This is a genomic window from Ruegeria sp. CDSC085, assembly GCF_059610465.1.
Genome location: NZ_JBXWNR010000006.1, coordinates 195,543 through 212,996, shown reverse-complemented (window position 1 = coordinate 212,996; position 17,454 = coordinate 195,543). Strand labels below are relative to the sequence as shown.

At 57.4% G+C, this 17,454-nt stretch carries 17 protein-coding genes; 2 read left to right on the top strand and 15 right to left on the bottom strand.

Going from position 1 to position 17,454, the window contains the following annotated elements; all coding sequences use genetic code 11:
* Positions 1–46 precede the first annotated feature (46 nt).
* The 10 genes from AC2FJB_RS11610 to AC2FJB_RS11565 all read right to left on the bottom strand — a co-directional run bounded on the left by AC2FJB_RS11610 (position 47) and on the right by AC2FJB_RS11565 (position 9,362).
* Complete coding sequence (locus tag AC2FJB_RS11610) at positions 47–727, bottom strand: GntR family transcriptional regulator (protein WP_117874114.1); 681 nt, start codon at positions 725–727, stop codon at positions 47–49.
* A 315-nt stretch (positions 728–1,042) separates the two neighbouring features.
* Positions 1,043–2,068, bottom strand: a complete 1,026-nt coding sequence (locus tag AC2FJB_RS11605; protein WP_496718334.1) for a trans-3-hydroxy-L-proline dehydratase — start codon at positions 2,066–2,068, stop codon at positions 1,043–1,045.
* A 7-nt stretch (positions 2,069–2,075) separates the two neighbouring features.
* Positions 2,076–3,179 carry a cis-3-hydroxy-L-proline dehydratase gene (locus AC2FJB_RS11600; RefSeq protein ID WP_496718335.1) on the bottom strand — a complete coding sequence of 368 codons (1,104 nt, stop codon included), beginning with the start codon at positions 3,177–3,179 and terminating at the stop codon, positions 2,076–2,078.
* Between the two features lie 15 nt (positions 3,180–3,194).
* Positions 3,195–4,445: an NAD(P)/FAD-dependent oxidoreductase gene (locus AC2FJB_RS11595; protein WP_496718336.1), complete on the bottom strand. Its 1,251-nt coding sequence runs from the start codon at positions 4,443–4,445 to the stop codon at positions 3,195–3,197.
* A gap of 66 nt (positions 4,446–4,511) precedes the next feature.
* Entirely contained in the window at positions 4,512–5,444 is a 933-nt protein-coding gene (locus AC2FJB_RS11590) for a 4-hydroxyproline epimerase (RefSeq protein WP_496718337.1), read from the bottom strand.
* A complete protein-coding gene (locus AC2FJB_RS11585; RefSeq protein WP_117873928.1) occupies positions 5,435–6,394 on the bottom strand; it encodes a dihydrodipicolinate synthase family protein in 960 nt (319 codons plus the stop codon). Before AC2FJB_RS11585 ends, AC2FJB_RS11590 begins: the two co-directional genes overlap by 10 nt.
* A 39-nt stretch (positions 6,395–6,433) precedes the next feature.
* Entirely contained in the window at positions 6,434–7,156 is a 723-nt protein-coding gene (locus AC2FJB_RS11580; RefSeq protein ID WP_299897540.1) for an amino acid ABC transporter ATP-binding protein, read from the bottom strand.
* Positions 7,153–7,815, bottom strand: a complete 663-nt coding sequence (locus tag AC2FJB_RS11575; RefSeq protein WP_117873924.1) for an amino acid ABC transporter permease — start codon at positions 7,813–7,815, stop codon at positions 7,153–7,155. Before AC2FJB_RS11575 ends, AC2FJB_RS11580 begins: the two co-directional genes overlap by 4 nt.
* 11 nt (positions 7,816–7,826) lie before the next feature.
* Positions 7,827–8,489 (bottom strand): amino acid ABC transporter permease, encoded by a 663-nt coding sequence (locus tag AC2FJB_RS11570; protein ID WP_299897537.1) that lies wholly within the window; start codon positions 8,487–8,489, stop codon positions 7,827–7,829.
* 72 nt (positions 8,490–8,561) lie between these two features.
* Positions 8,562–9,362, bottom strand: coding sequence for a transporter substrate-binding domain-containing protein (locus AC2FJB_RS11565; RefSeq protein ID WP_299638427.1), 801 nt, complete (start codon positions 9,360–9,362; stop codon positions 8,562–8,564).
* Between the two features lie 267 nt (positions 9,363–9,629).
* On the opposite strand from AC2FJB_RS11565, the gene AC2FJB_RS11560 reads away from it, so the two are divergent.
* Entirely contained in the window at positions 9,630–10,334 is a 705-nt protein-coding gene (locus tag AC2FJB_RS11560) for an ArsR/SmtB family transcription factor (RefSeq protein WP_299638429.1), read from the top strand.
* Positions 10,335–10,413: 79 nt separating this feature from the next.
* A complete protein-coding gene (locus tag AC2FJB_RS11555) occupies positions 10,414–10,881 on the top strand; it encodes a YqfO family protein (RefSeq protein WP_299638431.1) in 468 nt (155 codons plus the stop codon).
* 61 nt (positions 10,882–10,942) lie between these two features.
* Here the strand turns inward: AC2FJB_RS11555 and AC2FJB_RS11550 are convergent, their stop codons facing one another.
* From AC2FJB_RS11550 to AC2FJB_RS11530, 5 genes are read right to left on the bottom strand one after another with little or no spacing between them, the layout of a single operon-like run.
* Positions 10,943–12,178, bottom strand: coding sequence for a Tm-1-like ATP-binding domain-containing protein (locus AC2FJB_RS11550; RefSeq protein ID WP_496718338.1), 1,236 nt, complete (start codon positions 12,176–12,178; stop codon positions 10,943–10,945).
* A 13-nt stretch (positions 12,179–12,191) separates the two neighbouring features.
* Positions 12,192–13,133 (bottom strand): phosphotransferase enzyme family protein, encoded by a 942-nt coding sequence (locus AC2FJB_RS11545; RefSeq protein WP_496718339.1) that lies wholly within the window; start codon positions 13,131–13,133, stop codon positions 12,192–12,194.
* Positions 13,130–14,425, bottom strand: a complete 1,296-nt coding sequence (locus AC2FJB_RS11540) for an aspartate aminotransferase family protein (RefSeq protein ID WP_496718340.1) — start codon at positions 14,423–14,425, stop codon at positions 13,130–13,132. The genes AC2FJB_RS11545 and AC2FJB_RS11540 overlap by 4 nt, the downstream gene beginning before the upstream one ends.
* A gap of 15 nt (positions 14,426–14,440) precedes the next feature.
* Positions 14,441–15,925, bottom strand: a complete 1,485-nt coding sequence (locus AC2FJB_RS11535) for an aldehyde dehydrogenase (RefSeq protein ID WP_496718341.1) — start codon at positions 15,923–15,925, stop codon at positions 14,441–14,443.
* A 6-nt stretch (positions 15,926–15,931) separates the two neighbouring features.
* A complete protein-coding gene (locus AC2FJB_RS11530) occupies positions 15,932–17,452 on the bottom strand; it encodes a tripartite tricarboxylate transporter permease (protein ID WP_299897517.1) in 1,521 nt (506 codons plus the stop codon).
* Positions 17,453–17,454 lie beyond the last annotated feature (2 nt).

The following is a 17,454-nucleotide window of genomic DNA, read 5'->3' as shown; positions in this document are numbered from 1 at the left end:
GTCTAATGGATAATGTATCCAAAATGACAGGACATGCAAGACCGCCCTAGGGTTCGTCTGTCCCGCGCTTCGAGGCGATCATTTCCAGAAGCTGTTCCTTCGTCCGGCGTATGTGCTGCGTCAAGACCTCGCATGCTTTGTCCACCTTGCCTTCCCGGGCCAGCCGCAACAGATCACGATGTTCCTTTTTTGCGGGTTCGCGCTGTTTCATCACGCTCAGGTGCATCCTTACATAGCGATCCGATTGCAGGTTGACGCGGTCCAGCAATTCGTTGGTCAGCTTCCGCTGTGAAGCCGCATAAAGCGCCGAGTGATATTGATAGTTCAATATCCCCCACTTGCCGACGTCATTTTCATCGTATGACGCTTCCATCTGTTTGAGAATCTCGTCGCAACGAGCAAATTCCCTTGGGCCCATATTAGGGATGGCTCGGCGAAACAGATCCACTTCGATCAGGATACGAAGATCGAAAATCTCACCGATTTCGTCGAGGGAGTGTTTGGTCACCGAGCCGCCGCGATTGTTGGCCCATTGTACCAGGCCTTCGGCATTCAGGCGTTTCAGCGCCTCGCGGATTGGCATACGCGAGACATCATATTCCTCGGCCAGTGCTTCCTGCCGGATCGTCTCACCTTCGGCGAGTTCGCCGCTCAGGATACGTTCACGCAGATCATTTGCGATGACGTCCGGTAGGCTTTGTTTCGTGATCGCGCGTTTTCCTGCCATTTCCAATATCCCACCGCGGTTTTTTGGATACAATTACCCGTAATCACCGACTTTTCCAAGCCGAACTTGGATTTCGACCCATTTCAGAGCGTTTGAAAAGTATGGATCTGGTGATGAATCCATCATCCAGGATGTATCAATCCCACCTCTGTCAAAGTGAAGGCAAGCAGGTTTGAAACAAGATCAACCGTCCTTAACCCCAAGTGTTGGTGGGACGGTTATCGGCGGCCAGAGCCTTGAGTTATCCCGAACTACCAAACTCGGGTCGCGGATATGCAGACTTTGCCATCAACGAAAATTGCGCGACATCAGATCTCAGACACCCCAGGTGTCAGACAGTCGATAACCACCCGGCCACGGGTCGTCAGGGTCCAGCATGTGCTGATGAATTCCGGTGATCCAACCGCGACCGCTGATTTCAGGAACGATTGCCGGGCGGCCACCTATCTGCGCTGTGTCAAGGATCCGACCGGTAAATCGTGATCCGATGATCGAAACCGCCTCGAAGGTCTGGCCGGGTTTCATCAACCCTTTGGCTGCCATCAGCGCCATGCGGGCAGACACCGCGGTACCCGTCGGCGAACGGTCAACCTTACCCGGCTGGATCGCCACGGCGGACTTGCCGCTTAGACCGGTTTCCGTCTCGCTCAGCGGGCCGCAAAAGGCGCAGAACGATATATGATCCCAGTCCGGGTTCTCGGGATGAAAAAACCCAAGCTGTTGATTGGCGGCGTTTGTGATCTTTACCCCCAACCGGGCTATGTCGCGGGCCTCATGATCTACGATTGCAAACCCAAGCGTCTGCGCATCGACGACCACAAAGCTGTCGCCGCCATAAGCGGTATCTACCGTGATCGTGCCCAGTCCGGATACCTCGAGCGGGACCGACAGCTTGTCGGCAAAGCTGGGCAGGTTCTGGACAAAGATGCGTTGTGCCTTGCCATCGCGGCATTCCGCACGTACCCGGACCAGCCCTCCCGGTGCCTCCAGCACCATATGAGTTTCCGGCTCTTTCATCGGAATGATCCCACTATCCAGTAATACGGTTGAGACACAGATTGAGTTGGACCCCGACATGGGCGGCGTGTCTTCGGGTTCCATGATGATCCAGGCGGCGTCCGCCTCGGGGTGTTTTGGCGGAACCAGAAGGTTTACATGCCGGAACACACCGCCGCGAGGTTCGTTCAGAACAAAGTTGCGCAGGGTTTGATCCCGCGCGATGAAGCTTCGCTGATCCCAGAGAGTGTCGCCCGGCGGTGGGGCGACACCTCCGACGATGACATCTCCAACCTCACCTTCGGCATGGGCCGAGATCACATGTACGGTTTTGCTGCTGCGCATGTTTACCTCAGCTATATTGCGCGACAGGGGCACCCAGCGCGTCGAAGATCGGTGTCACGCCCAGACCGGGACGATCTGCTGCGGTCATCCGGCCATTGACACGCTTTGGTGCGCCTTCGGCGATGTCCACGATACCATAGGAATTGAAATCGGTGGCCGAGAATGTGAACTCGGACGGTGTTGACCGTGCCAGATGGGCGATGGTGGCTGTGGTGATGTCGCCGCCCCATGTGTCCTCGATGGTCATGGGAATACCGTGCGCCACGCACAGATCCCGCATCAGTTTTGCCTTGGTCAAACCACCGACTTTGGAGATTTTCAGATTGATCACATCCATAGCGTCTTCGGCAATGCCGCGAACCAATGTGTTGGAAGTGTCGATGACCTCATCCATCACGAACGGCAGAGCAGTACGGCGGCGGATCGAAACGCATTCCTCATAGGTCAAACAGGGTTGTTCCACATAGACATCCAGACCCGAGACCGCGCCCACGACACGAGCAGCCTCGTGCCGGGTCCAGCCAGTGTTGGCATCTGCCACCAGAAGATCGGTCTTTTTCAGAACCGCGCGGGTGGCGTGAATGCGGTCGATGTCGTCATTGGCGTCGCCGCCCACTTTCAGTTGAAACTTCGTGTAGCCTTCGGCTGCATAGCCTTCGATCTTTTGCGCCATGATGTCCGGCGCTTCCTGACTGATCGCACGATAAAGCACCACATCCTCCTGTGCCGCGCCGCCCAGAAGGGTGTAAAGCGGTTGCCCTGTCGCCCTGCCCAGAAGATCCCAGCAGGCAATATCAACAGGAGCCTTGGCATAGGGGTGGCCACGCAGGGCAGCATCCATGGTGCGATTGATCTGGCCTATATTAAGCGGATTCTGCCCGATCAGATGTGACGATAATTCGGCCAGCCCGGCCCTGACGCCAAGTGCGAAGGACGGAAGATAAGCCGACCCCAGCGGGCAGCATTCGGCATAACCCTTCAGACCTTCATCCGTGATGATCTCGAGAACGGTGCTGTCGAAGACTTCGACATAGTTGCCATTGGACCAGTTGTAACGACCTTCCTTCAGCGGCAGATCCACCTGATATACGTTCAGTGCGGTGATTTTCATGTGATGTTCTCCAGATCAGAAGCGTGTGGATGCGAAAGGCTTCATGTCGAGCGCGGGCTTGGCGTTCGTGACCAGATCCGCGACCAGATCCGCCGTGCCTGCGGATTGCGTCAGGCCCAGATGACCGTGTCCAAAGGCATAAAAAACCTGTGACGCACGGGCCGAGCGGTCGATCACCGGCAAACTGTCGGGAAGCGATGGCCGGAACCCCATCCATTGCGTACCGCCTTCTAGGTTCAGATCAGGCATGAAGCGCCCGGCCTTTGCCAGCAGCGTGTCGGCCCGCTTGAAATTGGGCGGCAGTTCCAGCCCTCCCAACTCGACCGCACCACCGATGCGCACACCGCCGTTGATCCGTGTCACCACGAACCCATGTCCACCAAAGGTCAGATGCGTGCGCAGGTCAAAGGCCCCTTCGGGCAGGGTAGTGTTATAACCGCGCTCGGTTTCAAGAGGGATGCGATCGCCCAGGGTTTTCGCGAGTTGGTGAGACCAGGCCCCGGCGGCCACGATCACGTGTCTTGCATCAATTTCACCGATCGAAGTCGTCAGGTGTACGCCTGCATCCATCGGTGTGAGCGCGTTGATTGCCGCGATTTCAACTTGACCGCCACGCGCAGTGAACCGGGTGGCCAAATGTCTTGTCCAACTGGCCGGATCGACTGTGTTCATCCAAGTGGACGTAAATCCCGCGTGGGTAAATCGTCGGTGAAGCCCAGGCTGGATTTCCGCAATCGCGTCGGGGCTGTCCAGCAGGTCAAAGGGGATGTCGTGATCCTTGCGGATATCCCACGTGGGAAGACTGGCGCGGAATTCGCTTTCACTTTCGAACAACTGCAACTGGCCTTCGCGTTGCATTAGCGCTTCGCCGTCGACATCCGCAATCTGGCGTTCCAGCGCCGCGCGGCTGTGATCCATCAAAGCAGCCTGTGCAGACAGAGCAGCAGCATAGCGATCCTGCCAACTGGCCCGCCAGAACCTCAGCATCCACGGTGCGATGTTCAAAGCGTAAGAGGGGGGGATTGAAAGCGGACCCAATGGATCAAACAGCCATTTCGGAGCTTTGCGCATGATCCCGGGGGTGGCCAACGGCACGATGTCGGTAAACGCAAAAGCTCCGGCATTCCCTTTCGAGGCACCAGTTCCTACGCCTTCGCGATCCAACACCAGAACCTGTTTGCCGCGCTTTTGCAATTCCAGTGCCGTGCTGATCCCAATGATACCAGCGCCGATCACAACAATATCCGTCAGGTTGTCTTGCAGCATGGCCAGATCTTTTCAAACTGTGGTTCAGTACCGGGGGCCGGATTGCGCCAATCCCCGATAGTTTTGTCAAAGAAGGATCCCACTGCGGAACGGATCGTTTTGCGCGAAAATCATTTTGCCCTGGGCCATGATATGGGCCCGCCCGGTCAGGGTCGGGATGACGCCGCCATTGGGGCCGGGCTGATAGCTTAGTCGGTAAGAACTGCCGATCACGCTTTCCTGCACGATCTCTACTCCGGGAACCAGAACCCCATCCGCCGCCAGACAGGCCAGACGCGCCGAACTGCCGGTCCCGCACGGGGATCGGTCGTATTGATCGTCCGGGCACAGGACAAAGTTCCGGCTGTGAACGTTTTCGTCAGGGGATTTGTCCTGCAAGATCACGTGGTCCACCGGTTCCCCGTTTTCACAACGCAGGTTTTGCGCGATGCAGGCTTCGCGTATTGCAATGGTCAGGTCGGTGAGGGCTCGGATGTTGCCGGGGTTCACTTCTATCGGACTGGGATCGACAATGAAGAACCAGTTGCCACCATAGGCCAGATCGCCGGTCACTTTTCCATGGCCGTCGACATCAACAGATACAGAGGCCCTGACCCGGCGACTTTCGATATTGGTGACGCGCACGGTGTTGGCGTCCAACAGGTCAACCGAGATGACGCCGGCCGGCGTTTCAACCCTGTGCGTCCCCGGCCCAATCCGGCCCAGATGCGCCAGAGTGACCCCAAGCCCGATGGTGCCATGGCCGCACATGCCCAAAACGGCGTCGGCATCGAAATAGATCACGCCGGTCTCACAGCCTGACGTTTCCGGGGTGACAAGAAGCGCCCCGACCATGCCGGGTTGACCGCGCGGCTCCAGAAGGACCGATTTGTAGAAAGCCTCATGCTCGGTGGCCAGGCGTTGTGCGCGCTCGGCCAGCGGGCCCGACCCCAGATCGGGGCCGCCGTCCAGGATAACCCGCGTGGGCATGCCTCCGGTATGGCTGTCGATCACATGCATTCAGCGATGACCCCACCCTGGCTGGACCAGTCGGCAAACCAGGTGCGGAACAGGCTGTATTGCTGTTCGCAATAGTTGCGCTGGGCATCGGTCAGTTCGTCGGTTTCGTTGAAGTGCAAACGGTATTCCTCTTCGCCGTTCAGGACCAGCAGGTGTTTGTAATACAGCACCAGATCGGTGCCTTCGTCAAAGCTGGCCAGCACGCCAAAGGCTTCTTCAAGCTCACGCGCGCGCAGGCGCGCTTCGGTATGACCCGCCGCCGCTTTCTGACACAGGGCAGCCAGCAGAAGTGCCTCTTTGGGCAAGGCGGTACCGATGCCGGTAATCGAACCCGTGGCGCCGCAATTGACGAAGCCATGATAAACTTCGGTATCCACGCCCACCATCAGTGTCACCTGATCATCTTTCGAGGTGATGTGTTCCGCCGCATAACGCAGATCGCTTTTGCCGCCGAATTCCTTGAATCCAACCAGGTTCGGATGATCCGCACGCAATTCCAGGAACAAATCGGCGCGGGTGGCGAAGCCGTAAACGGGGCTGTTGTAAATGATAGCCGGGATATCCGGCGCCGCTGACAGGATTGCCTTGAAGTGGTTACGCTGTGCCGCGATGGACGATCCGCGCGACAGCACACGTGGGATGACCATAAGCCCTGCCGCGCCGACCTTTTGCGCATGCGCAGCCAAGGCCACGGCAGATTTCGAGTTTATCGCACCTGTGCCGACGACGACGGGCAGGCCTGCCTCGATCAAGCGTTCGACGCCTTGCATGCGTTCGGCAACTGACAGCAACGGCCAGTCGCCCATAGAGCCGCAATACACGACGGCCGACATGCCTGCCTCGATCATTTCCTTGCCCTTTTTGACCAGAGCATCGAAATCCGGTGTCCGGTCGGCTTTGCAGGGGGTCATCAGGGCTGGCATGGTGCCGGTGAAGATATTCTTGGACATGAAGGTGATCTTCCTCGTTGTTTCAGGGGGCCGGTGCACTTAGCGCACATTGGCCAAGAATTTACGGGTGTTTTCGGATTGCGCATCACCGAATACTTGCCCGGGTGGGCCAATCTCTTCCATCACACCCTGATGGAAATAAGCAACCCGGTCCGATACATCTCGTGCGAAACCCATCTCGTGCGTGACACAGATCATGGTCATCCCTTCTTCGGCCAAAAGGCGCATCGTGTCGAGAACCTCGCCCACCAGTTCGGGATCCAGCGCCGACGTCGCCTCATCAAACAGCATGTATTCCGGTTCCATCGCCAGCGCGCGGGCGATGGCCAGACGCTGTTGCTGGCCGCCGGACAGGGCCGAGGGGTAGGCGTTGAGCTTTTCGCCCAAGCCGACGTGGGTCAGTTGTTTGGCCGCGACATCACGGGCCTCTTGCTTTGACAATCTCTTGACGATTTTGGGGGCGAGCGCGACGTTTTCCAGCGCTGTCAGGTGGGGAAAGCTGTTCCATTGCTGAAATACCATCCCCAGCTTTGTGCGCAGCTTGTTGATGTCGGTGCCCTTCGCATGAACATCGGTGCCATCGACCCTGACCGAGCCTTGCTGGATCAGTTCCAGCCCGTTGATGCAATAGAGAAGGGTCGATTTGCCGGAACCCGACGCGCCGATCACCGACAGGACCTCACCTTTCTGCACATCCAGATCGATACCTTTCAGCACATGCAGCGCGCCGAAATACTTGTGCAGGTCGCGAATTTCGATCATTGGGCCCACCTTTTTTCAAGAGACGCGGAATAGCGCGAAATTGGATAGCTGAGCGCGAAGTAGAACGCGCCCGCGATTGTCAGGATCAAGAAGGGTTCCTGCGTTCGGGTGATCAGGATCTGGCTAGCCTTGAGCAATTCGACGTAGCCCAATACCGACACCAATGCGCTGTCCTTCATCACACCCAGTGCAACACCGACCCATGCCGGGAACACTGCGCGTCCGCCGATAGGGAAGACGACATAGCGCAAGTCCTGCCAATAGGTCATGCCCAGACTGCGCGCGGCACGGCGCATCGGCGCACCGACGGCCTCGATCCCGCCGCGCGCGACATTCGCAACCAAAGCCGCAGTGTAGATCGACAGGATCACCACGCCCGAGGCAAACGGGTCCAGGTTAAGCCCGACAATGGGCGCAAAGTTGTAGAACAGCACCAGTTGGATGATCAGCGGCACCGAACGAAAAATGTCCAGAAACGGGGCCACTGTCAGGGTGGCTGCCAGTTTGCCTTCGTAAAGGATCCACCCGCACACCACTCCAAGAAACGTTCCGATGGTTATTGACAGAACTGAAATCCAGAGTGTCCGCAGGGCGGCTTCGGCCAGAAACCACAGATCATTGATGTTGAAGCTGCTGAAAAAGCTGACAGTGGGTTGCATCCGAGCGTCCTTCAGTAGCGAAAGAGCCGGGTCGCCAGCAGGCGTGAGGCTCCGAGAATGATTTTGACGATCACGTAGTAGATGACCGCCGTGACGGCGAAATATTCGAAGATGCGGAAGGTGCGTGAGGCAAAGAACTGCGTCTCTCCTGACAGTTCCCGGAAGCCGACCAGCATGCCCAGCGATGACATCAGGACGGCCCAGACCATCTGGTTGGTGATTGGGTGATAGACAATGCGAAACACCTGTGGGATCACCACGCGTGTGTAAGCCTGCCACGCAGTCATGCCCAGAGAACGAGAGGCGCGTAACTGAGTCTCGGGAACGGCCTGAAAGCCTCCGCGAAAGTTCTCGGCCAGATAGCCGGCACAATTGAATGTCAACGCGGCCAGCACAATGAAGTAAGGCGAAAGGTGCAGGCCGAATGCGCCAAGCCCAAAGCCGAAAAAGAACAGCTGGAACAAAGCAGGTGTATTACGTGCCAGTTCGACCCAGGTTGAAGCAAACCAATACATCGGCCCCTTCAGGTGCATGCGCGTCAATGCCAGACACAGGCCGATGATGATGCCGAGGATCATCGCCATTACCGCGACTTGCAAGGTCAGCAGCGATGCCTCAAGCAAGTCCGGCAGGCTTTTCATGACCGGCCGCCAGTGGAAGTTATAATCGAACACAGGTTTCTTTTCCGAAGTTACCCAGTTCTTTCGCCCGACAGAAGCCCGGCGAAAGAGTGTTTGGGAGTGGGATCAGTACATCACACCGGGAATGCGCAGCTCGGGTGTTTCGCCTCCGACATATTTGCCCCACAGTTCCTGATAACGGCCCGAACGCACCTGATGTGTAACAAACAGGTTCAGGAAGTTCAGCCAGGTGACGTCCTGTCTTTTGCCAACGACCGAGGTGTAATCGGTGGTCCAGGGCATACGCGGACCGGCCAGCACGGTTTCATACTGCTGGGTGATCGGCAGAACGGCGGTGTTGGTGGTGATACCGATATCGGCCTTGCCCTGTGCGACCGCCAGAAACACCTCGTTTTCCGACTGGTAGCCCTGATAGTTGCCTTCTTCACCCCATTCGGCAGCGATCTTTAGCCATTCCTGCTCTGGCACTGTGCCAATCGCGGCGGCGACCCGTTTACCGCGGATGTCTTCGAAGGTTTCGATCCCACTGTCCGCGTTCACGACGCCCTGCGCGTAGTAGATTGCATAGGGAATGGAAAAGCCTACGGTCCGCGCCCGTTCGAGGCTGTCCGAGGTCGCACCGAACACGACATCTGCGCGCCCGGTCACGATGACCGGCAGGCGCTCGGCCCAGGTCAAAGGAAGGATTTCCGCCTCAACTTCAAGCGCCGCAGCCAGATCATTGCAGTATTCCACGTCAAAACCCGCCGGTTCGTTGTTGGCGTCGCGATACCCGATCGGCGGAAAGTCCAGAACAACGCCACATCGAAGAGTGCCGCGATCCACGACATCGTCGAGCGTGTCCGCCATCGCAGGACCTGTTGTGAAAGTAGTGAAGGCCGCCAGTGCGACGAGTTTCTTGAGCATGTGATCCTCCCTGAATCAAAAGATGTGAACACGAATAACGGATATTGTATCCAACAACCACAAAAAAGTTCCGTCGGGCTGCAATCGGCATGCGCCTCTACCCGGCTATCGGACGGTACAATTATTCAAAGCACGTCTGGTCGCTCATTGATTGTCTTGAGGTTTCGCTGTTCGATCCAAACTCAATGACCTCCGTTCCTAGTTCAGTTCGACAATCACCGAACAACGAAACATGTGCCAAACAGGTTGTTTCGGTTAAGCTGCGGCATGTCATATGAACCCAGGCTGGATATTGTCGGCGCTGCACTTGCGGATTCAAGCAGGACCCGCATTCTGTGCGAGTTGATGGATGGTCGGGCGCACACCGGAAAAGAACTGGCATCCGTTGCCGGGATCGCCCCGAACACCGCAAGTGAGCACCTGTCGAAACTTCGGGGTGCAGATATGATCGTCGCCGAGAAAAGCGGACGGTGCGTCTATTACCGCATCGCCAGCGATGAGGTCGCGGAAACTCTTGAACAGCTGTCTGCATTGTCGCCCACCGATCATCTGTACAGAGGTCGAAACGGGGAATGTCCGCCTGATTTGGTGGCGCGGACCTGTTACAACCACATCGCCGGTCGTCTTGGAGTCGTCTTGGCCCGGCGACTTGTGGACCAAGGCTGGATGTCTGTCGAAGGGACAAGCGCGCGCCTGACCCAAAGCGGAGGTGCGCATCTGAAGCGTATTGGAATTCTGTCTGACGCTGCATCATCTCTACCGGTCAAATGCTGTCTGGACTGGTCCGAGCGTCGCCACCATTTTTCCGGGCCGTTCGGGGTCAATCTTCTCGATCAGGCACTGTCAAGGAAATGGGTAACCCGCCCGCGCAACGGCAGGGCTTTGTACATCGAGCCGAAAGGTCTTGCTGCTTTCGAGCTGTATTTTGGCATCTCCAAAGACATGTTGTTTCGTAGCTTTGAAGTCACTTGAACTTCGGCCGGAGGCGAACTGTTCATAGTAGCGAAGGCCGGTGTCCCCGACCATGACTTGCCAAAACTAAGGGGACACCATGATCTGGCAAATCCAATCCAATCGTTTCGACCTCGAAGCGGGTTTCGAAATTACCGTGCAGGTTCCGCAACCACATGCAAAAGCTCTGCTTCAGGCTGTTTACCAGGTGACCGCGCTTGACTATGGCGACTACGACCATGTTTCTTTTCAGACTGAGGTCGGCACTCAACGGTTTCGTTCCTTACCGGGAGGGCGAAACGCTGCGACCGATCAAGTGGTCGAAGTGCCTTGCGTCGAACTCTCGTTCTTCGTTGCCGATCATCAAATCGTTAAAAACGTTGTGGAAACGCTTTTTGCACAGCATCCCTATGAAGAGCCGGTCATTCTGATCCGGTCCGCGTGGCGCACCTTGCACCGGGCCGGGATGGACGAAGACAACCCCAACAAGTTCTGGAACCGTCCGTCTGAAGACTGGGTGCCAGAGGTTCACAGAATCAAGCCGCACAAATCCGGCCAGATCCCATAATACGTTTATCAGACAATGCGCAGGGTGTCTTTTTCCCCTTTCCCACTACTTCCAATGGCGTTCAGTCTGTTCTGACAACCCCGGTTTCAACCCACCTGTCAAACCGGGACAGAACTGCTTCGCAGAAAGCCGCGTCGTTGATGTGAACGTCCAGTTCTGTCATCGGTACCCGACCGGGCATGACCTTGCGCGCTTCATCCACCATTTCGGCCAGTGCCTTTGGATCATGCGCTTCTTCGCCTTCCTTGTCCCAATCCTCGACGCCCTGAACGGGCAAAAAGAAATGCACGGGCCCGGTTGCGGCTTCCAGCCGGTTCGTGAGTTCCCGAATCCAGGAACGTCGTTCAGCCCCGTTGAAGACCGAGCTTTTGATCAGGCGGTTGTGTTCATGGAACGGGCGATCAGCGTATTGCTCGGGGATATCCTGCCAACCCGCAAAGTCCAATAGATCCAGCGCACCTGGGGCCACCATCTGTGGTGTTCCTACACGTCCGGCATTGGTGACACGGTCATCGCCGCTGGAGACAACGGAACCCGCCATCAGGTTGCCGAATTCCTGCATGCAGAAGTCCATCACGCAGGCAAACGCGCCTTCGCCTGCCAGTTTTTCATAAGCCATGCCGCCCATGCCGGTAGAGTGGAACACGGCCACTTCAAACCCGCGGTCTTCCAATGCCGGTTTCAGAGTTTTCATGTAACGCAGGCAGGACGAACCAAGGCTGGTCATACCGATCAGAGGTTTGCTGCGATCGGGGGCGGTCGCCGCTTTGGTTGCGCCCACGACGGCCCCGGCAGCTTGGCTGAGCGAAGACTTGCAGATCGAGTTCATGCCATACAGGCCGCCGGCCCAGAGGATCATCTGAATGTCAGGTGCAAGCCGATGCGGAGGAATCAGAGGTGAGAAGCTGACCGTTGATACGATGTATTTGGGAACGCCCATCGGCAGCGCCTGCGCACAATCCAGCGCAAGGTCCGTGCCCATGGTTCCACCCGTGGCAAGCATTCCGTCAAACCGACCTTCTGAATAAGCCTTTGCAACGACCTTTGCTGCCCCGGCCGACATTGCGCGAAAGGCTTTGTTTTCGTCTCCTTGCGCGATGACTTCTTCAATGGCCATGCCACCGGCTGCGGCCACGTCGTGCTTAGAGATATCAGTTGGATCGGACGGATCACCCAGAACCGAGACATCCATGGTCAGGACGTCGGCACCCTGCGCTCTGACCGCCTTTTCGATGAACCGCATCTCGGGCTCTTTGGTGTCATAAGTACCAATCAGCAGGATTGTCTTTTTGGCCATTGGTGCCTCCCGTCTAAGTGTGGCGTTCGAGGTATTTGGTCATCAACCCTCGGGCGGTTTCAATGAACCGCACATTGCGTATGTCCGATCCTTCTTCATTCAGGCGGGATGCAACCCATCCCACATATGTTGCCGCGCGAAGTGCCATGAACAGGTCAAGTTGCGTGGTGCAGATCGTTCGTTCCGATCGGTACCCGGCCAGCAAAGCATCGTGCAACTGGTTGAAATCCGGTTCGCGCAGATTCTTGAGGAGTATTGTCGCGATATCAAACAGGCGAAAACCGAAACCGGCATCGTCGAAGTCGATCAGCCACAGTTTGTCACCATCAACCATGATGTTTTCGCGGACAAGGTCGGCGTGGATCAGCCCGTAATCCAACTGGTTTTCCACGCGCTGAAGGTCACGATCTGCAACGTCTCGGAACGCCAGGAAAAGTGACCGGTCCGTTTTCCCAAGCGTTGGGTTCTCCCAGAATCGACCCCAGAGAGGGGTGTCTCCAAGCAGCCCGCTACGATCCCATGACCAACGCGTGAAGTCGTGCGGACGAGTCCATTGGTCACTGATGTCATGCAGTCGCGCCGTTTCTCTGCCAATTGTGTGGAAGACGCCGTTTCTGTCGCGCTGCTCCAAGGCTGATCCGGTCGCACCCAAAGGGCTGCCCGGCAACCAGTTGAGCATGTCGACCTGAATGCCGTCCACCAGATGCAGATAGCGTCGATCTGCGGCCGGGACAGGAGTTGGAACTCCGACCCCGTTTTTGCCGAGAACGGCCATCCATTGTAGCTCTGAACGGAGTTCGACATCCGTTCGCAACCCTTTGCGATGCAGTCGCAGAGCATAGGCGGTCTGGCCTGCCTGAACGCGATAGACGCAGTTTTCCCGAGCAGCCACGAGAGACCATTCGCTATCGACCAGTTCCCAAAGGGTCAGCGCCTGTTCCACGATCTGCTTCATGCGACCAGTGGCGTTTTCGCCAAAACTTCGTCCAGCGTGTCAAAGAGAAGATCCGCGTTTTTGATAGAGAATGGCATGGGTGGTCGAATTTTCAGAGCATTCTTATGGCGTCCAAGCTTGGAGTGAATAATCCCGCGCTGGCGCATGGCGTTGATGATACGGTCAGTGAATTCACTGGCGGGCTGCTTGCTGTCGCGATCAAGGACCATTTCGGCCCCGAATATCAGCCCCGAGCCGCGTATGTCTCCGATGACGTCATACTTTTCTTTCAAAAGCTTCAGTCGTTTTCGCGCATGGTCGCCAACGGATTTGGCATGTGCGACCAGGCTCTGGTCTTCGATCTCTTCCAAAACCGCCATCGCTGCAGCACAAGAAACAGGGTTTCCGCCAAACGTGTTGAAGTACCGATATCCCTTGCGGAACGCCGAAATGATCTCGGAACGTGTGACCACGCTGCCCACCGGATGGCCGTTGGCCATGGGTTTGCCCAAAGTCATGACATCCGGCACAACGCCCATCTTCTGATGCGCCCACATATGGGTGCCGGTTCGGCCAAAGCCTGATTGCACCTCGTCGCAGATCAACAGGCCGCCGGCCTGGCGTACCACCTTGGCCGTGGGTGCCAGCCAACCGTCCGGATTGTCTGGAAAGCCTTCGTTCAGAAAATAAGGGCAGACGATCAATGCGGCAAAACCGGTGCCGGCCTTTTCGTGCTCGGCAATCTGTTCCGCCACGGCATCGGCGAATTTTGACCCGTCCGGGTCGGGATCGCGATAGCTGTCGGGCGCGCCGACAAAACGGAAATACTTGCTCAGCCCGAAGCCGACTGTCGGGATGTTCGATTTGCTCAACTGGCTGACCAGCGCTGTATTTCCATGATAAGTGGCGTCAGTGGCAATGATCCCTCGTTTTCCGGTCATTGCCTCTGCCATTCGCAAAGCAATGTCATTTGCCTCGGAACCGGTGCAGGTGAGGATGGCCGTATTCAGCGCTGCATCCATCGTCCCGGTCAGTTTTTCCACATAGTCCAGAATCCCGTCGTGCAGATACCGGGTGTGCGTGTTGAGCGTGCGCGCCTGACGACAGATCGCCTCGACCACGCGCGGATTGCAATGACCCACATGTGGCACGTTGTTGTAGCAATCCAGATATTTACGCCCGTCCGCATCCCACAACCAGACGCCTTCGCCTTTCACAAAATGAACCGGCTCGTCGTAGAACGTCGACACGTTAGGGCCCAATAGCCTGGCCCGGCGCTCAATGAGTTCAACAGATTTCGCTGGAAGAGTCATGAGGTCGGCCTTCTCTCAGAGTTTTATCCATGCGGTTTTCAGATCGAAGTATTTTTCCAGTGCGTGCAGAGATTTGTCGTGTCCATTGCCCGACTGGCGAATCCCGCCCAGCGGCACAGTCAGGTCGGCACCGCCATATGTGTTGACGTGCACAACACCGGCGCGAATGCCGGCCACCATGCGATGCGCGCGGCCGAGGTTCGAGGTCCAGACACCACCGGCCAGCCCATAAACGGTGGCATTGGCAAGGCGGATCGCTTCGTCTTCGTCCGCAAAAGGCGTGACGGCCAGAACAGGGCCGAAGACTTCGTTCTGGAACAGGGTGTCGGTCTTTTTCACGTTGGCCATGACGGTCGGCGCCATGTAATAGCCGCCGGTCTCTGCCAGGGTGCGGTTTCCGCCGGTCCGGCGCTCGGCGCCTTCGGCCTCGGCCTTGGTGACGAAATCCAGATTGGCCTGAAGTTCCGGCAGGCTGTGGACCGCACCGATCTGGCTGTTCAGATCCAGCGGGTCGCCGACGCGAAAGCCTTCAGCGTGGCGGCTGATCTCGGTCACGAAGTCTTCGTAAATCTCTTGCTGGACCAGCAGGCGCGATCCGGCGACACAGACCTGACCAGAGTTGCGGAAGATGCCAGCGGCTGAGACCTTGGCCGCTTCGGCCAGATCAGGGGCGTCGGCAAAAACGATGTTCGGGGACTTGCCCCCCAGTTCCAGATAGCAGCGTTTCAGGTTCGACCGCGCCGAATACTCCAGTAGCCGCCGCCCGGTTGTGCCCGACCCGGTAAACACCATGATGTCGACATCCATCGACAGGGCCAGCGCCTCACCCACGACCGAGCCACGCCCGGTCACGACGTTGAACACCCCATCGGGCACTCCGGCTTCTGCGGCAAGCTCGGCAATCTTCAGCAGGCTGAGTGAGGCGCTTTCGGCAGGTTTCAGCACGACGGAATTGCCTGCGGCCAGTGCCGGTGCAATTTTCCAGCTGCCGATCATCAGTGGAAAGTTCCAGGGCACGATGGCCCCGACAACCCCGACCGGAGCGTGATGCACAAGACCCAGGACGTCATCGCTTGTCGGGGCGATTTGTCCGTAAATCTTGTCGATCGCCTCGGCATAATACCGGAAAGTGGCCGCCGCCGAGAGTGCCTCGGCCTTGTAAGCCATGGTGATCTCGGTTCCGTTGTCGCGCACGCCCAGCACGGCTAGCTCAAGCGCGCGTGCTTCGATCAGGTCAGCCAGTTTCAGCAATACTTTCTTGCGGTCGGCAGGGGCCATGCGCGCCCATCGCCCATCCTCGAACGCTAGGCGCGCCGCACGAACGGCTGACTCGACATCCGCAGGCGTGCCCTCGGCGATCAGCGCCAGAGGCTGACCGTTGATCGGAGACAGAACTTGATGCCGGGCCCCGGTTTCGCCATCCTGAAAGCGGCCGTTTATGAAATGCCCGCGCGGAGCAATGTCCTGCGCACGCAGCGCATCAATCGAGGATTGGTCCATGGGGGGTTATCCTTGCTGAGTTGAGTCTTCGTCGAGAACCGGTTGCGGTGTGATGCGTTCCTTGTGTTCCTTGATCAGCGAGCGAACGTGGAGCAGAATGATCCCAAGGATCATGATGAATAGTATTGCGGCAATCGGCCGGTCAATGAAATCAAGTGGTGTCTTCACCCGCGCCATGGCGCTGCGCAGTTTGACTTCCATGATCCCGCCCAGAACCATGCCCAGAATGATCGGAACAATGGGCAGGTTCAGGCGCTTCAGGATCAGCCCGAACACGCCGAACCCGGCGGCAATGGCGCAGTCCGTGACTGAGTTGCGCAGGCTAAATACACCGACAAAGGAAAGCGTCAGGATCATGATCCCCAGAAAGCGCGTCGGGATCTGAATGATCTTCAGCAACAGATTGGTCGAGAACAACAAAAAGACCAGAACGATCACATTGAGCAGGATCAGCGACATGTACAGTGCCATAACAAAATCCATCTGATCGGCAAAAAGCTGTGGTCCGGGAATCACGTTGTGAACATAGAAGACCGAAAGCATCATCGCGGTCAGCGCTTCGCCTGGAATACCCAGCGCCAGCAGCGGAATCATTGCGGCCCCAGGAACGGCATTGTTGGCCGCCTCGGACGCCACCAGACCTTCTGGTGACCCATCGCCGAATTTGTCGGGGTCTTCAGAGGTTTTCTGTGCGTATGTGTATGAGAGGAACTGTGATGTGAATTCGCCTGTGCCCGGTACCATGCCCATGAGCACACCCAGCGATGACGACACCGTTGCGATGCGTTTCAGGCCTAGTAGTTCTTTGAGGCCCGCGAAGATGCTGCCGCGCACATGGGCCTCGCCCGGCGCGTGTTCTTTGTCGACCAGCAGCAGCAGCGCCTGACTGATGGCGAACAGCCCAAGAACCACCACGATCAGATCGACACCTGACGAAAGCCAGGTTTGGTCAAAGGTAAAACGTTTGGTGTATTTGACGGGTTCCAGACCGACGGTGCTGAGGAAAATGCCGAAGAACGCCAGCATCGCGGCCGAAAAGGTCTGCCCGCGATGGGCCAGGATCACCAGAAGGATACCCATTAACGCAGCCAGGAATATTTCGCGGCTTCCGAAATGTGGGGCAACCCAGGCCAACACAGGCGATAGGATGATCAGACAGAGGATCGAGAAGATGCCGCCGAAAAACGACGCCGAATAGGCCAGCGACAGGGCTCGGTGTCCCTCGCCGCGCTTGGTCATGGGATAGCCGTCATAGGTGGTCAGTGCGTTGACGGCCGTGCCAGGCGTGTTGATCAGAATGGCAGGAATTGCACCGCCATACATGGACGACCCGTAAATGCCCAACAGAAGGGTCAGGCCGACGATGGGCTCAAACGCGAAGGTGGCGGGCAGCAGAATGGCAATTGCCACAGCAGCGCCGACGCCGGGCAACGCGCCGATGATGACGCCGCCCACCGATCCGATGACTAGTGCCACGACGACCTGCCACTGTGCCAGAATTGCAAAGCCGGAAATCAGATTGTCCATCT